The 19,836-nt window shown below is 43.2% G+C and carries 5 protein-coding genes; all 5 read left to right on the top strand.

What is annotated here, in order from left to right; genetic code table 11:
• Nucleotides 1-17: 17 nt before the first annotated feature.
• Genes JC606_RS07275 through JC606_RS07255 form a run of 5 tightly spaced genes read left to right on the top strand, consistent with a single transcriptional unit; the run spans nt 18 to nt 19,784 of the window.
• Nucleotides 18-11,375 carry a non-ribosomal peptide synthetase gene (locus JC606_RS07275; protein ID WP_198778310.1) on the top strand — a complete coding sequence of 3,786 codons (11,358 nt, stop codon included), beginning with the start codon at nt 18-20 and terminating at the stop codon, nt 11,373-11,375.
• The gene (locus JC606_RS07270) at nt 11,372-16,882 is read left to right on the top strand and encodes a non-ribosomal peptide synthetase (RefSeq protein WP_198778309.1); all 5,511 of its coding nucleotides are present in this window, start codon (nt 11,372-11,374) and stop codon (nt 16,880-16,882) included. Before JC606_RS07275 ends, JC606_RS07270 begins: the two co-directional genes overlap by 4 nt.
• The gene (locus tag JC606_RS07265; protein ID WP_198778308.1) at nt 16,875-17,945 is read left to right on the top strand and encodes an NAD-dependent epimerase/dehydratase family protein; all 1,071 of its coding nucleotides are present in this window, start codon (nt 16,875-16,877) and stop codon (nt 17,943-17,945) included. The genes JC606_RS07270 and JC606_RS07265 overlap by 8 nt, the downstream gene beginning before the upstream one ends.
• The gene (locus JC606_RS07260; RefSeq protein WP_198778307.1) at nt 17,945-19,072 is read left to right on the top strand and encodes a Gfo/Idh/MocA family oxidoreductase; all 1,128 of its coding nucleotides are present in this window, start codon (nt 17,945-17,947) and stop codon (nt 19,070-19,072) included. The genes JC606_RS07265 and JC606_RS07260 overlap by 1 nt, the downstream gene beginning before the upstream one ends.
• Nucleotides 19,065-19,784: a thioesterase II family protein gene (locus tag JC606_RS07255; RefSeq protein ID WP_198778306.1), complete on the top strand. Its 720-nt coding sequence runs from the start codon at nt 19,065-19,067 to the stop codon at nt 19,782-19,784. The genes JC606_RS07260 and JC606_RS07255 overlap by 8 nt, the downstream gene beginning before the upstream one ends.
• Nucleotides 19,785-19,836 lie beyond the last annotated feature (52 nt).

The following is a 19,836-nucleotide window of genomic DNA, read 5'->3' as shown; positions in this document are numbered from 1 at the left end:
CGTGTAGGAAAAAAATAATGCAAGAAATTGTAGCTGGCTGGGTGCAGCAAAGGTTAATGCATAATTTTGAAAATAATGCATTAGAAATAGCACTGAATGATTGCACTGGTGAAAAACATCAGAGCTATAGTTATCAAGAACTATTTTATGAAGTGAGTAAAGTTGCTCGAAATATAAAATATTTTTCCGGGGAAAGAGCGTTATTATTATTACCAGGGGACTCAAGCTTTATTTTTTCGTACCTAGCCTGTCTGATGGTGGGGGTTACTGCGGTACCTGTCAATTTGCCTGGTGTTAAACGGTTACAGCGAGTTAAATCTAATATTGAGCATATCCTGGATGACTGTGAACCAAACCTCATTGTTGCTTTGTCAGCGACCAAAGGAGAAATTGAAAAATTTGGTTGGGATATAAACCGAGAAGTTGTATATCTGGATGAGTTATTCGGAGAGAAACAACCACTTTGTTGGAATGACCTGTGCCCACCCACAGGTCCCGTAATGTTGCAATATTCATCGGGCTCAACGGGAAGCCCAAAAGCGGTTTGTAACTATGATAAAAATATTTATCATCAATTCGACATTATGCTTCAAGTAGAACCAAGTCTGCAGCATATCCACACCGCAAATTGGTTACCTTTTTATCATGATCTAGGCTTGTTCTACGGTCTTATGTTCCCTTTATTGTCTGGTGGTACGTGCAGTTTTATCCGGCCAAGTCAATTTTCTGTAGAACCAGCAAAATGGTTAAACATGATAGAGCAGTACCAAGCCACAATTACCGCTGCGCCTGATTTTGCCTACCAACTGTGTGTTGATTCTATTTCAGATCTCCAAGCCAGTGAGCTGGATCTCTCATCTTTGAAGGTCGTGATGAATGCTGCTGAGCCGATTCGAGCTTCAACGATAAGGAGCTTTTCTCAAAAGTTCGAATCGTCAGGTTTCCAGTCATCTAGATTCTTACCTGCATATGGAATGGCAGAAGCCACGCTTATTGTGAGCCATAAACCTGCGAATGCCTCAGCAGCAATGAAGACTTTTGATGTTGGCTGTCTTGCTGAAGGACATGCTGTTGAATCTATGTCGGGGCGGGAGTTAGTGAGTAGCGGTAGCCAGTTTAATTCTTGGCAAGTTGAGATTGTTGACCCTCATACCGGTGCTGCTTGTGAGTTGGGACAGGTTGGTGAAGTTTGGGTTCGCGGTAATAGCGTGGCGAAAGGCTACTGGAATAAAGCTTCGCTCACTCAACAAACGTTTAATGCATCGATAAATTCAAGTTGTGACGATGGGGAGTATCTGCGCACCGGAGATCTGGCATTTAAGTGGGGAGGTGAATTGTATATTTGCGGCCGCTTCAAAGATGTCATTATTGTTTCTGGTGAAAACCATATGCCTAACGACCTAGAATCTACGATTGAGAGCATGTGTGGTGACATCGAGGTTGGGGGGGCTTGCTTTGTTCAAGATATTAAGTCAGGTGAAATCCATGGGTTATGCGAAGTGCATCGCCATACAGAACAAAGACAATTAATAAAAATTTCAAAAACAATTAAGTCGCTTATCGCTAAAAATCATAATTTATCAGTGAGTCAAGTTACCCTCATCGCAAGAGGTTGCTTACAAAAAACTTCTAGCGGTAAGATCCGTCGAAGCTTGATGCTATCAGAGCTCCAAGCACAAAAATTAAAGCCACTATATATATCGTCGCTACCAGCCACTCCCGCTTTCATTACTGACATTTCTGAATACTTGCGAAATTCCCTTGAAGCTATCGTCGGTATTGAGCTAATTGGTGACAAGCAAGGTTTCACTGATGTCGGACTGACAAGTTTGCTTGCGACACAGTGGTGCGCACAAATTTCGAGTCAGCTTGGTATCTCGATTTCACCTGTACAGTTATTTGCTTATCCAAATCTATCCGCTTTTAGTCAGTTTGTTCAACAGCAACACAGGCAGCAGTCCCCAAAAGAGTTGGTGGAGGAGTTTTCATCTCGGTCAACTGATATTGCGATTATTGCAATTAGCAGTCGTTTACCAAAGCAACAAAACGCAAGTTGGGTTGAGTACGCAGATTGGCTAATTAAAGGCGAATCAGCACTAGCGAGTGTGAGTGATGAGTTACGCACATTTTCTTTACCCATAGGTGCGGTTGATAACATAGACAAATTTGATGCTAATTTCTTTGCTATGTCTTCTCGAGAAGCCTGCTTGCTCGATCCACAACAACGCTGGTTGATGGAGTCAAGTTGGCATCTTTTTGAACAAGCGGGTTGGTTACCTTCGAAATTAAAAGGGTTGCCATTAGGTATTTTTGTCGGCCAGGGAAGCCAAGATTATAGTGATCTGTTGGCTAATCAAAACGCTCCTGAGTTTTTAAAAAGTTATTTAATTACTGGTACGAGTCGTAGTGGTAGTTCTGGTCGACTTGCTAAATATTACGGTACAAGTGGCCCAGCTATTACTATAGATACCGCTTGTTCATCATCTATCGTTGCCATTGATATGGCTGTCCAAAACATTCAATCAAAGCGTTGTGAATCTGCAATTGCTGGTGGTGTAAACCTTCTTCTCTCGTCTCAAATAGAGAGTGCTTTACAAAAAGCAGGGATGCTTTCTCCGAACGGGCGATGCGCTACTTTTAGTGCTGATGCTGATGGTTATGCTCGTGCTGAGGGTTTAGGGTTACTACTACTAAAAGATTATGATGCAGCGATAAGAGATGGTGACCCTATTTTAGCGGTTATTGAGGCCACAGGTGTGGCACAAGACGGTGAGAGTAGTAGCTTGACGGCACCTAACCCACTTGCACAGCAAACACTGTTGAAAGAAGTACTAGCGCGCAGTGGAAGAACAGAAAATGATATTGATGCAATTGAAATGCATGGCACCGGCACACCGCTTGGCGACCCTATCGAATTAAGTGCTATTGATGGTGTTTATCAGAGTCGTATTCAACCGCTGCATTTGACTGCAGGAAAAGCGCAGTTTGGTCACCTAGAATCTGCTGCTGGTGTTGCGGGGGTGATTAGGGCGATCGCTCAAATGCGTGCACAAACTGTTTTCCCTCACCCAACGTTTAAATCGTTTAATCCTGAGTTACGGCCTTGGATTAAACGTTATATTTTTGAGAACGACGTTCGTCCAATACCGTTAAGACGCATGGGGGTTAGTTCCTTTAGTTTTACTGGGACTTTGGGTCACATTATTATTCGTAATCATCAAGATGTGACGGATAAATCTGAGTATGTACTACCACAGATAGGGTTCCTTCCCTTAACAGCAAGTCATATTGGTAGTCTTAGCCAATTGGCTAAAGCTTGGATTCAAACTATAGAATCACACCGTCACAATGCTGTTGAGCTATTCCATGCTTGGAGAGATAAACGCGAGCATCACTTACCAATCCGACGATGTGTTCCATTTACAGATATTGAAGACTTACTATGTAAATTAAAACAAATTGCGGTAGGTCAATCTTTCGTTTCGTCGGCATTACCAGCCGAGCTTGAACAATGGTGCAATGGTGCTGATTATGACTGGTCGCACTTTAGTGAGAAAGTGACTTATCCAACCGAAATTTTATTGGCTTTACCGCTATACCCATTTAAACGAGAGAAGTACTGGGTTGAACAGCAAAATACAGGTAGCAAAAATAATATAGAGGAAGCCACTTTACCCACGAAATCAATCATTGATCATCAAGCATTCTTAACTGAATGGCTGAGCGATGTTCTACTTATCGAGCCAGGAGAAATAGGCTTAGACGCTGATTTGATTAACTTAGGCTTGGATTCATTGCAGATGATGGATCTTGTTGATGAAGCGAAAAAGCACAATGTTGTGTTTGAACTTGTTCGGATGTACGAAGCGCCAACTTTAGCTGCGTGGTCTGCATTATGGCAATCATCAGTAAGTTGTGACCAAGTTGCTGAAAAATATCTAGATGCTAAAAAAGAACAAGATACTGAAACAGTATTAACTCACCCTTTCGAGTTGACCAGTGTTCAACAAGCGTATTGGCAAGGTAGGAACAGCACACAAACTCTTGGTGGGGTTGCATGCCAGGTCTACCTAGAGCTTGATAGTGAATGGATCGATAGTGACAAACTTCGTTTAGCGCTTGATCGCCTATATGTCCGTCATAGCATGTTACGAATGAGGATGAATAGCGATGGTCTTGGCTATATTACAGCGAATGCTCCAACGCAAATCCATGAATATGATTGGAGAACTCTTGACTGTGAATTAGCAACAAGTAAACAGGCAGATCTGAGGCGTAATTTAGAAGCGCAGATTCTGGATTTAGAAAATGAATCTGGCTTGGCAATTAATTTAAGTCATAGTCCGCGAGGTAGTCGTCTTCACTTCAATGTTGATATGGTTGTTGCTGATGCATTAAGCATTCAAATCCTGCTTGATGATCTAGCTCAGTTCTATCTCGATGATAATTGTGAACAACTTGCGCAACCAACCCTGCATTTCCCTCAATATCTATCAGCAATACGTGAGCAAGCGCATGTAGAGGCTGATCGTCAATATTGGCTAGCACAACTGCCTAGCTTGCCTTCGGCGCCGCAATTACCGTTGGCAAAACGACCGGAAGAAATCAAACAACCTGTGTTCGTTCACCGTGAATGGCGTTTAGCTGCCGATAAATGGCGAGCATTACAGCAAGCATGCCGTCAACACCGTATTACTCCCTCAATGATGTTGGCGAGTTGTTATGCGGAGACCTTAAGAGGCTGGAGTGATAATAAGGATTTTTGTTTAAATCTTACGATTTTCAACCGACGTCATACTGCCATGGATGTGTCGGGTGTTGTTGCTGATTTTACTACGCTGATGCTATTAGCATGCCGTGATGGAGAAGCATCCAATATCTTAGATAATGCAAGTGCATTGAATCGCCAATTTATGGCGAATCTTGACCATAGTGATTTCGATGCAATTCGCTTGTTAAGAGAGCTTTCCAAGCAGAGAGGCTCTCAAGTTGCCATGCCGATAGTTTTCACTAGTAACCTAGGTAATGACTTCCTTGGCGATAGTTGTCTGGGTGAGATGAATTATGTCATCTCTCAGACGCCTCAGGTTTGGATTGACTGTCAGGTAATGGAGGGAAAAGGGGAGTTGATAATAAGTTGGGATACAGTCGATGATCTATTCCCAGCCAATATGGTCGATCAGATGTTTGCTAGCATGGGGAGGCTAATCACTGAAATAGCGCAGCGACCTAACATGCTGAAACAAACGGTGCCCGCGTTTTTAACCGAAGAAGCAAGAAAAGATCGTGCTTCGAGAAACAGCAGTGACGTGATTTCGTACGCCCCTCGCACTCTCCATCAGCGATTCTTTGAATTGGCAGAGGCGCAACCTGATGCCATTGCGGTTATTGAAAATAAAGCGTCGATGTCTTATCGCCAGTTGTCAGAAAGTGCTGGTGAACTTGCCTATCGTCTCAAGCAAGAAGGTGTACTGTCTGGGGATCGTGTGGCGATTTTATTGCCAAAGGGAGCATCACAAGTTGTCGCGGTGTTGGCAATACACTTATTGGGCGCTAGTTATGTCCCCCTCGATATTGAGCAACCAGTCGCTCGGTTGAATCAAATTATTGAGCAAGCAGCAATTAAAATCGTTGTAATAAATCAGGGTGCTGTGGAGGCAATTACCAACCAAGAAGCAATGGCTGGTTGGTCATTACTCGATATTGATGAACGTGGGCAAGAGCACATCATAGCAACACAAATTGCTTCGGTATCACCACACGATGTTGCTTATATTATTTATACCTCTGGCTCTACCGGTATTCCTAAAGGCGTTATTACTACCCATCAAGCTGCGGCCAATACTATTGATGATATTAATCAGCGTTATCAGTTGGTTAGTGACTGTCGAACATTTGCTTTATCGGCACTGAACTTTGATTTATCTGTCTTTGATATTTTTGGACCACTTTCTGTAGGGGGCTGCGTTGTTGTTCCTCAACAGTCAGAACGAAAAGAAGCAAAAGCGTGGATTTCATTGATTCATGAATATCAAATTACGATATGGAATAGTGTGCCTGCACTGTTCGAAATGTTGTTAATTGCAGCTGAAAATGACACTCGTCAATTGCCAAGCTCGATGACAAATGTTCTGTTGTCAGGCGACTGGGTTGGTTTGGATTTACAACCAAGATTAAATGCTTTGAACCCATCAATTCAATTGACGGCATTAGGAGGGGCAACAGAAGCTGCGATTTGGTCTAATGCTTTTGATGTCAATTACGTAGAGACGGATTGGACAAGCATCCCATACGGTTATTCATTGAGTAATCAAAGTTACCGAGTGATGGATGCCTTGGGCCGAGATTGTCCTGATTGGGTGATTGGTGAGCTCTGGATTGGTGGTCAGGGGGTTGCAGAGGGGTACTTTGCTGACCCTGAAAGAACAGCAGCACAATTTATTTTCCATGATGGGCAACAGTATTACCGAACTGGTGATATGGGACGTTTTTGGTCTAACGGGATCGTTGAGTTTATTGGGCGACGAGATAACCAGGTCAAACTTAATGGCTTTAGGATTGAACTTGGGGACGTTGAACATGCGGCAGAGCAATTTTCTGGGGTGCAAAAAGCGATAGCGCTATTGCTAGATAAACCACAGAAACATATTCAACTTTTTGTTTCTAAACAGCAAGGTGAGGTGAGTGCTCTTCAAACAGAGTATGAAGCTGATATGACGCTGCTTGATACAAAGGTATCGCAACCCACACCACCAAAGCCTGTCGATCACACCGCTATTGAGCAAGCAATGGCAACGCATGTTATGCGTTTGGTGCTCGATAAGATGGTGATAGCAAATAACGTTAAACCGGGTGCGTCACTGACGCTGGATGATTGGCTATGTAGTTTGCATATTACACCTCGTTTTCAAGCTGTATTTGAAAGCTGGTTGCATGTTCTCGTTGAAACAAAGCAATGGTCAGCTGAGCGGGGATACTGGCGTCAAGAGCAAGACGTCGTTAGTCCAATGGTTGCCTACCAAAAGAAGGTCGCGCATATGCCTGCTCATGCTTCAATCTTATCGGCATTAGAAAATAAGGTTGATTGGTATGTTGATTTGATGCAGGGCGAGGTGAGTGAAATTACGCTTATTGATGACCCGGTGTTGACACCTGAAGCGTTAGCATTAATCCACCCTGATTTTTCATCAACGGAACAATATATTGTTGAAACAATAGTCTTACTTTCTAAGCAATTGGGTCGGGCTGTAAACGTTGTCGAGCTCAATGGTAGAACGGGTCATTTAGCATCACATATATTGAATCAATGTGACGCTAGCCAGGTAAGTTACTGCGTAGCTGAACAAGCTAAGTCGGTTCTTGATCAAGCGACATTCCGATTAGCGGGCTATGGGGATCATGCTTTTGCTTGTGCATTAAGCGACGTTGAAAGGCATCGCGCTGATTTGGTGATCAGTAACAATGCACTCCATCGTTTTAATGATGTGAATGAAGGGATTAACCTAATGTCTTCACTTATCGCACCAAGTGGTCATTTTGTTGCGATAGAGACGCAAGCGCTGAGCCCTCTTGCATTATTAACGGTGACATTAATGCAGCCAGAAGCGTTAATGAGAAGCGTAGATCAAAGCCCTTATCATGATTGTCGCCGAGGGGGGGCTTCACCTCTACTTGATGCCCAACAATGGCAAACTAGTTTGCAAACTTCATCACTAAGCATGAATGTCTTGCCTGCAGTAAATAAAGCGAACTTATTAGTGATGACGGGGCGCCAGGCTGAAACCCTTGCTGTGTCGGATACCTCTCAACTGGCTGACTGGTTAGCATTACAGCTACCCAATTATATGTTGCCTCAACACATTGTCGTTTGTTCAACAATGCCTTTAACAAACAATGGCAAAATTGACCGTACTCAACTGCGCTTATCAGCTGCCAATATTGCTATGGTTACTCATGAAGATAAACAAGATTGCGTAACCGACAATGAAAAGTATGTTGCAGAGGTTTGGGCGCAAGTTCTTGGTGTAACACCATCACGTACAGATAATTTCTTCCTGTTAGGAGGCGATAGTCTTCATGCAACAAGAATTACGGCGGCATTGGGCGAGGTTGGCTTTAATAGTGTGAAGTTGTCCGATGTCTTTTCACTTCCTGTGTTGAGTGACTTTGCTCGCCATTTAGAATTTGATGCAGGTGAAATTTCATCACAAATCACGTTAGTGCATAACGAGAATGAACGTTATCAACCTTTTGTGCTGACTGATGTTCAACAAGCCTACATTATGGGGCGAAACGAAGGCTTTGTGATGGGCGGTGTTGGCACACATTTCTATTCTGAATTTGAAGCTGATGGCTTTGATGTGACGCGTCTAGAGCAAGCGCTTATGCGTTTAATTGAGCGTCATGACACCCTTCGTATTGTGTTTGATGACCAAGGGCAACAAGTTTGTATTCCGTCAGCACTTTACTGTCCGATGGAGATTGTCTCTTGTACTGAAAAACAGTGGGAAGAAGTTGTTACTCATCAACGTGAGGTGCTATCTCATCGAGTGTTAAATCCTCAGGTATGGCCGCTTTTCCACCTGACACTCATTGAGTCTGAATGTGGGAAAAAACGGCTATGTATCGGCTTAGACAATGTCATTCTTGATGGTCTTAGCATGCGGATTTTCTTTGCTGAGCTTGGAATTTTATATCGTGATTTGGAAGCCGACTTGCCAGAGTTGGGGATTACGTTCCGTGATTATCAACAGCAAGTTTATCTGCAAGAAGAGCATGAATCCCAAACATTAGCGAAGAGTTATTGGTTAAGCAGACTGCCTAGTTTACCGGAGGCTCCGCGTCTGCCGTTAAGCATGGAGCCAAATCAATTAGAGAAGCCACGCTTCGTTCGACGCCAATCCTGCTTGTCTAAAGAATTATGGAGCCGTTTAACAGAGAAAGCACGAGAGTGTGCGATCACGCCGTCTTGTTTGTTGCTTAACTGTTATGCGCAAGTATTGGCAAAATGGTCCGAATCCTCATCGCATTGCATCAATGTTACTTTGTTTGATCGCAAGCCTGTCCATGACAATATTCAGCACATTATGGGGGATTTCACCTCACTCTTGTTACTCGAGACCAATCAAATTGCAGGTGAAAGTTGGTTGCAAAGTGCTGAGCGTTTGCAACAGCAGTTATGGCAAGACTTGGAGTACGCCGATGTTTCTGCTGTTTGGGTGATACGCGAGTTAGCCAAGTTAAAAGAAGTGACTGATTTGAGTATGCCAGTGGTGTTCACTAGTGCACTAGGTGCGGACACTAGCCTTGATGAGTCTTCTGAGTTAGGCATTACCCGATCTGTATGGGGCGTATCTCAAACACCTCAAGTTTGGATTGACCATCAAGTATTTGAGCAAGATGGAGAATTACACTTTAACTGGGATGTTGTCGAGGCGTTGTTCCCTGACGGTGTAGTTGATGCAATGTTTAATTCATATTGCCAATTATTGGAGCAACTTGCTGACTGTGATTGGTCACAGCCATCGCCAATAGCGTTACCTGCATCACAGCGAGAAGTTCGCACTCTTGTTAACAGCACTCAGGACGTGGTGCCTCTGCGAGCAATGCACATTAGTGTGTATGAAAAAATGCAAGCAGCACCTGAGGCGACGGCGATTGTCGCTAATGGTCAGCGCTATAAGTATCGAGATCTGCATACAAAAGTGAGTCAGGCAGCGTACCAGTTGCAAAAACATGGAATTGCTAAAGGTGATTGCGTTGGTGTCATGTTGCCGCGCTCTATCGAGCAGATTGTTTCTGTCCTTGCAATTCAGTGGATTGGAGCGGCTTATGTACCATTAGCAACTGATTGGCCAAAAGCTCGAGTTGAGTCTGTATTGGCGCAAGCATGCATCAAGTTCGTGATTTGTGACCGCAACGAGTTGTTTGAGAATGGTGGCCAAGGGATCAATGTTGAAAGCTTGCTGGCTTCTGAAGAAGCTTTGGTTGAGCCCCTTCAGAGCACGCTTGATGAGTTGGCTTATGTGATCTTCACCTCAGGCAGTACAGGAACACCGAAAGGGGTTGCGATCACTCATGGCGCGGCCATGAATACCATTGAAGCGGTCAATCGTCAGCACAATGTAACTGCAGATGACAGTGTCTTAGCGTTATCAGCCTTGTACTTCGACCTATCAGTATATGACATTTTTGGCTTGCTGTCTGTTGGCGGGAAATTGGTGCTTATCAACGATGAGCAAACCAGAGACGTTGGCGTTTGGTTAGAGTTGGTTCAGCAGCATCAAATTACCTTGTGGAATACCGTACCAGCATTGTTAGAAATGCTTTTGATGGGGAATGAGTCACAGGCTGAATGTCAGCTATTGACCTCATTGCGCTGCGTTATGTTGTCAGGTGATTGGATCAATCTGGAATTACCTGAACGCTTACGTCGTAACAGTTGTCTTGCCAAATTCGTGGCGATGGGAGGTGCGACTGAAGCTGCAATTTGGTCGAACTATTGTGTTGTTCAGCAAGTTGAAAAGCAATGGCGTTCAATTCCTTATGGTAAGCCTTTACCAAATCAATGTTTTAGAGTTGCAAGTGATATTGGTGATGACTGCCCTGACTGGGTTGCCGGTGAACTATGGATTGGGGGAGATGGTGTCGCCCAAGGTTACATTGGTAATGAGGAATTAACTCAGCAGCAGTTCTGTGAACATCAATCACAACGTTGGTATCGAACCGGTGATATAGGGCGCTACTGGCCTGATGGAACTATAGAGTTCCTTGGGCGTCGTGACCACCAGGTTAAAGTGGCAGGGCTGCGTATTGAACTCGGTGAAATAGTGAAAGCACTTAAGTCATGCGCTGGAGTGAAAGATGCGATTGTATTGATTGAGCATCATGATTCTCGTCCTAAGATTCATGCTTATTTGTTGTCGAATATGGCCGTCGAACTGTCGATTATTCAGCCGCAATTATTAAATTATTTACCAAGTTACTCTATGCCTGATGGCTACGCCGTACTTCAAGAATGGCCACTCACAGCTAACGGTAAAGTCGATCGAAATGTATTAAAAACCTTGGAACTTTCAATTTCTAATGAGAGTGAGTTTGTTGCACCAAGTACAGATGAAGAGATTGTTCTGACTCAAGCAATGCAACAAGTTCTTGGTATTAATACGCCAATTAGCGCGAGCGATAACTTCTTTGCCTTAGGCGGAGATTCATTTGTTGCGATTCAGCTAGCTAGCACACTCCAACAACAGCACGGCATTACTTTGCCACTTCACGCTGTGTTTAATTTACAAACGATTTCACGTATTGCACTTGCTCTTGAGACCTCAGAAAAAGAGAGCAACGAGGTTGATTTTGAGGAAGGAATCTTATGAAAAAAGGAACAACATTAATGTCACCATTAGCGTTACTGCAACAGTTAGAAGCCAAGAAAGCCGAGTTTTGGCTTGAAGCTGATGCCTTGAGGTTCAGAGCTCCTCAAGGCGTAATGACCAAAGAGGTTGTTGAGCAGCTGAAAGCAGTAAAAAGTGAATTAATAACAATACTAAAAGAGCGTGAATTGGGCGCTGTTCTTTGTCCTAGTATGAAAGATAAATATGAGGTTTTTCCGGTAAATGATGTACAGGCCGCTTATCTTATTGGACGGCAAAATGTGTTTGAGTTCGGTGGCACAGGCTGCCACGGTTACTTTGAGCTCGAATTTGCACATCTTGATGTTGAGAAGCTAAACCAAGCTTGGAATAAGCTCATTGAACGCCATGAGATGTTGCGAGCTATAGTCTTTTCTAATGGTACTCAGCAAATACTATCACAAGTACCTGAGTATAAGATTGAATGTGATTTGCAAACTGATACGAGGCTAACGTATCGGGCAAACATGTCCCATCGCGTTTATGACACTGAAGCATGGCCTCTGTTTGACTTAAAAGTAAGCGAGTCGGAAGGTAAATCATACCTGCATTTTAGTATTGACCTATTGATTGCAGACTTTATGAGTATTCAGGTGATTTTGTCTGAGTTGATTCATTTTTATCATGAGTCTGAATTGGTGCTAGCGCCTCTTAGCTTATCGTTCAAAGATGTCATGGAGTTTGAAAAACGACAGAAGCTGACAGACAAATATGCGCAAGCGAGACAATACTGGCAAGACCGAGTGCCTCATTTGCCAATGGCACCAGAGTTATCACTCCTCGCTGATATTAATGATGGTTTGACGTCGGAAGCTAAGAAAGAAACACCGCATTTCACTCGCCATGAAATGCAATTAGCGCCAGAGCAATGGGCTGAACTCGAAAGTCAATGTAATCATCAAGGGGTTAGTCCTTCATCGCTATTACTGACGCTCTTTAGTGAAGTGTTAGCTAAGTGGTCTAAATCAAAACATTTTTGCTTGAACATGACGGTAATGAATCGTGAACCGATCCATCCAGATTTACTCAACATGGTGGGGGATTTCACGAGTGTCAACTTGCTGGAAGTGAATCTTACGGAGTCACGAACCTTATTAGCACAAGTGAAAGAGCAGCAGAATCAATTGTGGCAAGACTTAGAGTATAAAGCGTTTAGTGGCGTTGAGGTTATGCGTGAAATAGCCCGACAACGTGGTGCTGATTATGCTCGCATGCCAATAGTCTTCACGAGTGCATTAGTCGGTAGTAATAGAGAGCAAGTTTCAGAGACCAAATCTCAGTACGAGATGGGGATGGAGGTTGCATATGGTGTTAGTCAAACGCCTCAAGTTTGGATTGATTGCCAACTTATGAATCGAGACCGCAGTTTGTACATCAATTGGGATGTACTTGACGGCATATTCCCTGACTCAATGATCGAGTCAATGTTTACTTGTTTTGAAGGTGCGATTGAACAAGTCATTGCTGGTGGGCTTCAGCTGTGGGATCAAGCTACTCGCTTTGCTTTACCGAATAAACAACAACAGGTTCGCGAACAGGTAAATAATACGATTAAACCTGTTGCTGAATCTATGTTGCATCAACTGGTGTTAGAGCAAGCAGTGTTAACGCCTGATGCGACAGCACTGGTTACGCCCGAACAAACACTGACATACGATGAGCTGATCGTTCGTTCAAAGTCACTGGCGAGCAAGTTACCAAAGGGAGTTCGTATTGCGATTGCGATTGATAAAAGTGTTGAACAAGTTGTTTCAACATTAGCAACGTTATTAGCTGATGGGGTGTATTTACCGCTTGACGTTAGTCAGCCGGTTTCTCGTATGAAACAAATTCTGTTTGATGCCGATGTAGAGTTGGTGTTGACGCGCTCAAATGAACTTGCCCAACAGCTAGCAGACGATGGGTTTGAGGCCGTCAATATTTGTGATGCGCAAGCGCTACAAGGTCGTGTTCATAACATTGGCAGTACAGAGATAACTCAGTCATCTGAACGACTGGCTTACATTATTTATACCTCTGGTAGTACAGGAAGCCCCAAAGGTGTCATGGTAAGTCATCAAGCGGCTGTGAATACTGTGGTCGATATCAATCGTCGCTTTGACATTACAGCAAGCGATGTGGTGTTTGGATTGGCTAAACTAAGTTTTGATCTCTCAGTTTATGACATCTTTGGTACCTTAGCTTGTGGTGCTACGTTGGTGCTACCTTGCGAGAAAAATATTCAAAACCCAGCAGAATGGACTCGTCAAATTCGAGAACATAACGTCAGTGTTTGGAACTCTGTACCTGCGCAGATGACAATGTTAACGCGATATTTAGCCGACGAATCACTACCTACGCTGGATAGTATTAAATGCGTAATGATGTCTGGTGATTGGATTCCGGTCGCATTACCTAAAGCGATTGCTACCTTGATACCTGACGCCCGACTATACAGCTTAGGTGGCGCGACAGAGGCCGCTATTTGGTCTATATATTTCCCAATTGATCCTACCTTTGATTATTACACTTCTATTCCTTACGGTACTCCGTTATCAAATCAGATGTTTGCTGTACTGGATGACAAAGGTATGGCCTGCCCTGACTGGGTTGCAGGTGAACTGTGTATTGGCGGTAGCGGGGTAGCGCTCGGGTACTGGCAAGATGAAGAGAAAACGGCTGCCCATTTCTTCCAAGATGCGTATACCGGAACACCTTGGTATCGAACGGGTGACCGAGGTTATTACCGAGATGATGGTGTAATCGTGTTTGTTGGTCGTGATGACAACCAAGTAAAAGTACGAGGATATCGAGTTGAGCTTGGTGAAATAGAATCAGCGCTTGAGCGTCAATCATCAGTATCTCAAGCTGTCGTCTTAGCGCGAGGAGATAAGCATAATTATCACCTTCAAGCTTACATTGAGCCGGCTATTTACCAAAATGATGCAAAAAGTACTTTGTTCTCGCATCAATTTGCAGAGACGGAAACCGAGTTAACTTTGACGGCAGAAGCTATTAGGCAAACAGTGCCAGAGAAGTCGGTAACAGACTTTGTTTATTATTTAGATAGAGTCGCTTTGCTCCATATGGTTCAAGCATTGCAATCAAGTGGAGGATTAGGTGAAGGTCAACAGAAAAACATCGATGACATGATTGCTGATGGTAATTATGCGCCTCGTCATAAACAATTATTAAGTCGATGGCTAAAAGCGCTTATTGAAAATCAGCTAGCACGACATGATGGAGAAACATACGCTTTACTACAGCAAGTGAGCGAAGATGATATCTCGTTATGTTGGAAAGGATGTTACGAAGCACTGGAGTGTTTGGATGGTGATAAAGGCTTAGTTAACTACCTTGAGCGAAGTAGTCAATGTTTGCCTGAGTTACTGCGAGATAAGGCCGATCCTCTCGATTTGTTGTTTCCTGATGGCAAGTTAGATGTCGCGACATCAACTTACCAAAATAACTTGATCAGCAAAATTATGAATAAAATGTTGATCACAGCGGCGTTAAGTAAAGTAAAGCATTTAGCTGAACGTGCTCAGCCAATTCGTATCCTAGAGATTGGTGCTGGTGTTGGTGGTACAAGTAACGAGCTTATTCCGGCTCTAGCAGCACATAATGTCGAGTATACCTTTACTGATGTTTCATCATTTTTCCTCAATGAAGCTAAGCTTCGTTATCAAGGTTATGATTTTGTTGATTATCGCTTATACGATTTCAATCAACCTGCGTTAGAGCAAGGTTTTGATTGCGGTCAGTATGATCTGGTTGTTTCTTCTAATGTGTTACATAACGCAGTTGTTGCGCGTGAAGGGTTAAATCACTTACGTGAGTTAATGAAGCCAGGGGCTTGGTTACTTGTAATTGAGGCGACAAGAGATAATTACCAACTTATGACTTCAATGGAATTCAAACATGGCTTGACCGCTCATAATGATGAACGTTTAGCATTAAATTCTCCATTTATGCCTCAGGAACGTTGGTTAAACGCAATGTCGGATGTAGGGGCTGAGCAGTTATTTGCGTTCCCTAATAATCAAGAAGCCTTATATCAATTAGGTCAAAGTTTTATGCTGGCCCAATTCAATGGTCAGAAGCATGAATGTGATAAGACTGAAATCTTAGAACAGCTTAGTAAAGAGTTACCTAGTTATATGGTACCTGCACAATTGGCTGTCTTAGACCGTTTTCCGCTTACAAATAACGGTAAAATAGATAGAAAGGCGTTACCTGAAATTATAGGCCATCAAGAGACTCTACAAAATGAGGTATCAGAAGACCTTGATCAACTTGAGACGTTATTACTATCGTCATGTCGGGATGTGATTGGTAACCCTAATATGGGGCCAAATGATGATTTCTTTGGTGCGGGTGGTGACTCATTATTGATAACGCAGTGGGTGAGTAGGATCAGCCAAGAATTAGGTGAAGAATTTGTTCCCTGGGAAGGGACACTTCGCCAGGTATTGCAAACCCCCACTATTAAAGAGCTTGCGATCTTCTTACGAAAACAAACGCCAATTCAGCAGCACTGCAGTGCGATTGAAGATAGTTCAACGGCTTTGCAACGTATTAAAGAAGGTGACGGCGCACCTATCATTATTCTTCATGATGGTAGCGGCACTGTAATGCCTTGCTTAGCACTCGTAGAGCACCTTACAGCGCCAGTTTATGGCATTAGTGTTCAGGATAGACAGCAATATTTAACCATTCCAAGTGAACATTTGATCGTTGAATTAGCTGATCAATACAAAGCCTTATTGGAAGATAATTTTGACTTGTCTAAATGCCATCTTTTTGGTTTTTGTATGGGGGGGTTAATTGCTTTTGAGCTGGCAAGACAAGCGATGGAATGTGGCTCTCCGTTCGCATCATTGACGATCGCAAGTAGTTATCAAATTCCGTACAAAGTAAATGACCCTATGATGACGGATGTCGCTCTTGCTAAAGAACTGAATGTACCAAACCCTTGGGGCGGTATTGATTTACTTCAGCTTGAGCAAACTTATTTGGCTTTATTAGCCACTAAGCCTAATCAAATTAATATTGAAGATGTAGTGGCTAAAGCTAAACAGCTCGGCTTTGATAAACTCTCACTAAATTATGCGAGTTACGCAAAAGCAAATGAAGCACAGCGTATCGCTTATTTCCAAACAGTACTTGATATCCAATCAAATCAACAAACGGCAAAAGTAGGAGATATTTCTCAGCTCTATCCAGTGTTCCATCACAGTTTGCAGGCTGTGACTCATTATGAACCATCTTTTTATAGTGGTGATTTCACTTTCGCTTGTCAGCAAGATGAAACTTATTTACTGCCCACGCTTAAAGCCGATATGCATGACTTTTGGCAGCAATATAGTGTTGGTGACATTGATGTTATTTCACTTGAAGGTGATCACTTCACCTGTATGCAATCATCTCAAGTTTTACCTCTAGCTAAGCACTTAAACACAGTTGCTGTGCAAGGAGGAAAGCATGAATAGAGTCGCCATCTTCGGAGCTTGTGGTGAAGTGGGACAACATATAGACCAAGCGCTTTGTGCGCTTGGTTATCAAGTTACGCGAATAGGACGGCAGCCACGTCCTGACTTAACACATTATAGGATTGTTGATTTGTATGATCAGAAGGAGGTGGCAGCTGTTTGCCATCATCATGATTTGATCATAAATGCAGCAGGGCCTGCGTCGGCGATTCGAGACAATATAGCTCGCGTTGCAATAGACACTCATACCTTATATGTCGATGTGGGGGGGGAGCAGGATGTTTTCGGTCACGTTCAGCAGCAGTTGCAGGGTCGAGACTTACCAGTTAGCTGTGTTTTTGGAGCGGGTTTTGTTCCCGGTTTTACCTCGTTGCTTCCTTTTATTGCCAAAGAAAAGCTACAAGAACTGCACAGTATCGAGCTTTATGTAGGGGGTATTGAAGCATTTACATCAACGTCTGCGATAGATTTTATTGCAAGCTTAGGGGGTAATGATGCTTTAAGCGGGGTGGTAATTAGAGATGATATAAAGGTGAGAGAGGGGACAAGAGAGGGGTATCAACCACTACCTGAGGGAAAAGAATTTACCGCATTACCTTATTTGAGTGCTGAGCATCAACGCGTCGCTAACACACTTTCAATATCTAACTTCGCGGCCTTTAATTTAGTCGCTGATCGACAGTTATTAATGTCAGCAAATGAAAGTGCTAAGGAGCAAACTGCAGCGTTAGTTAGTCTGAGTCAATCCATGGTTCAGAAGCATGGTACTCAGCAATATTGCGTAATGGATGTGCAAGGTTGGATTGCTCAACAGCCAGTTAATTTAACGCTTCGTTGTAAGTTTAATAATGGCTATCGAATGACGGGACTGGTCACCGCTTTTACTGCGCACCAATTGTTAACGCAATCATCATCGCATTTAAATAATGGGGTGTTTTGGCTTTCTGAAATAGTTGAAACAGGTCATTTAATCTCGTTTTTGCACGAACAAAATATGTTTAGTCATTGGGACCTCTCGATTGAGCCTAATTATGAATTAGCGTTTGAAGAGGGAGCTTTGTGATGAAAACATATCGTGTTGTTGTATGTGGAACGCTTTTTGGTCAGGTATACCTTTCCGCATTTAAAAGCCAATTCCCAGGATTTGAACTTGCTGGAATTTTAGCAAGAGGAAGTGAACGCTCGTTAACAATAGCTAAGGAGTATGGTGTGCCTTTATATCGTGAGGTGTCAGAATTACCTCAAGATATTGATATTGCATGTGTTGTTGTTCGTTCTGCAATTGTAGGGGGGGCTGGGTCACAACTTGCCCGCGCATTATTAGAAAAAGGCATACATGTTCTGCAAGAGCATCCCGTTTATGAAAAAGATGTCGTGGAATGCTTAAAGTTAGCGAGGAAAAATGGATGTCATTACCAAATTAATACTCATTATCCTAATGTGCCAGCTGTTCGCCACTTTGTTGAGTACTTAAAGAAAGCGCGTGAAACTCAGCAGCCTTGCTTTATTGAAGCGACCTGTGGAGTACAAGTGATTTGCGGCTTGCTCGATATGTTGGGACAGGCATTAGGAGGGGTTACGCCATTTGAGTTCCATTCTAATGTTGATTGGTCTGAGGTGAGAAAATTAAAGTCGGAGCTATTACCGCCTTATCAAGTAATTCACGGTGTTTTTGCTGGGGTTCCGCTCATCTTGAAGATTCAGAACCAGTTGGATCCAGGCGACCCTGATAACCATTTCCACATTATGCATCGCATTACTGTGGGGTTACCGAGTGGCAATTTGGTGTTAGTTAACACACATGGCCCAGTGTTATGGAATAGAGCTTTTCATATACCTCGAACCCCTGAGGAAAATGGGATGAGAGAGTTGCTCGATAAACAACAAGCGCCAGAGTTTTATCAGCCCGCTTCTTGCGAGTTTCTATACAAAGAAATGCCAAGCTTAGAAGAAATTATTGACGAACACTGGTCAGAGGCAATCAGAACAGCATTACATAGCATGGTAAGTAATATTGAATCACCAACCCCTGCATCAGCACAGTTCTTACTAGGACAAGCATCAGTATGGCGATCTTTAATGGGGTGTATTGGGAATCCTGAAGTCATTTCGGCGCAAGAGCCAATGTTAACGAGCCCTTCTATTGAAGGTTGGTTGGTTGAATATCATCAGGAGAGTGAAAATGCATAAGCAATTGAAACTCATCAAACCAGGCACACGTAGGCAGCTAATCTGTTTCCACTTTGCTGGAGGGAATGCGGAATATTTCATGCCGTGGCGTGACCATATTGATGAGCATACCGCTGTTTATGCAGTGCAACTCTCAGGTCGTGGTCATCGACTATCAGAAAAACTCAAGACTTGCTTACACCAGTGTGCTGATGAGGTTGCGCAAAGTTTATCTTTTTTGCCTCATCGCCCCACCTCCTTTTTTGGCCACAGTATGGGCGCCGCTTTGGCGTTTGAAACCGCAATACGCTGGGAGCAGCAGGGTCGTAAATTGGCGCATTTCTTTGCTTCAGGACGAATTCCACCGCATAAAAGTAGAGGGACCAACTACCATAAGCAAAGTGATGATGCTTTGGTTAACAAAATCATGGGGTTAGGGGGAACATCAGAGGTTGTTTTTGATAACCCAGCCCTTAGAAAGTTAATGCTACCCATTATTCGTGCTGATTTTGAGGCAATAGAAAGCTATCAACGAGACTCTTTACCAACACTTTCCTGTCCTCTTAGTGCTTTGCTGGGTGAGGGAGATACAGAAGTAACAGAAAGTGAAATTCTAGATTGGTCATTAGCAACTGTGGGGGAGTTTGGTTTTCAGCGTTTTTCTGGTGGGCATTTTTACCTTAATAACCTCTGTCCTACATTGTTTGACTACCTTAAAAATAAAATGTCTTAGTTCTTTATTGGGGGCGTAAGGTGAAATTTTACGCTTTTGTTTTTTATTTCTT

Source organism: Vibrio sp. IB15, from assembly GCF_016406055.1.
GTDB lineage: Bacteria > Pseudomonadota > Gammaproteobacteria > Enterobacterales > Vibrionaceae > Vibrio > Vibrio chagasii.
This window is presented reverse-complemented; position numbering and strand designations above follow the sequence as displayed.

Bases quoted from the DNA above. Each gene is read 5' to 3' on its own strand.
- JC606_RS07275 (WP_198778310.1), top strand. From the start codon at position 18: ATGCAAGAAATTGTAGCTGGCTGGGTGCAGCAAAGGTTAATGCATAAT.
- JC606_RS07270 (WP_198778309.1), top strand. From the start codon at position 11,372: ATGAAAAAAGGAACAACATTAATGTCACCATTAGCGTTACTGCAACAG.
- JC606_RS07265 (WP_198778308.1), top strand. From the start codon at position 16,875: ATGAATAGAGTCGCCATCTTCGGAGCTTGTGGTGAAGTGGGACAACAT.
- JC606_RS07260 (WP_198778307.1), top strand. From the start codon at position 17,945: ATGAAAACATATCGTGTTGTTGTATGTGGAACGCTTTTTGGTCAGGTA.
- JC606_RS07255 (WP_198778306.1), top strand. From the start codon at position 19,065: ATGCATAAGCAATTGAAACTCATCAAACCAGGCACACGTAGGCAGCTA.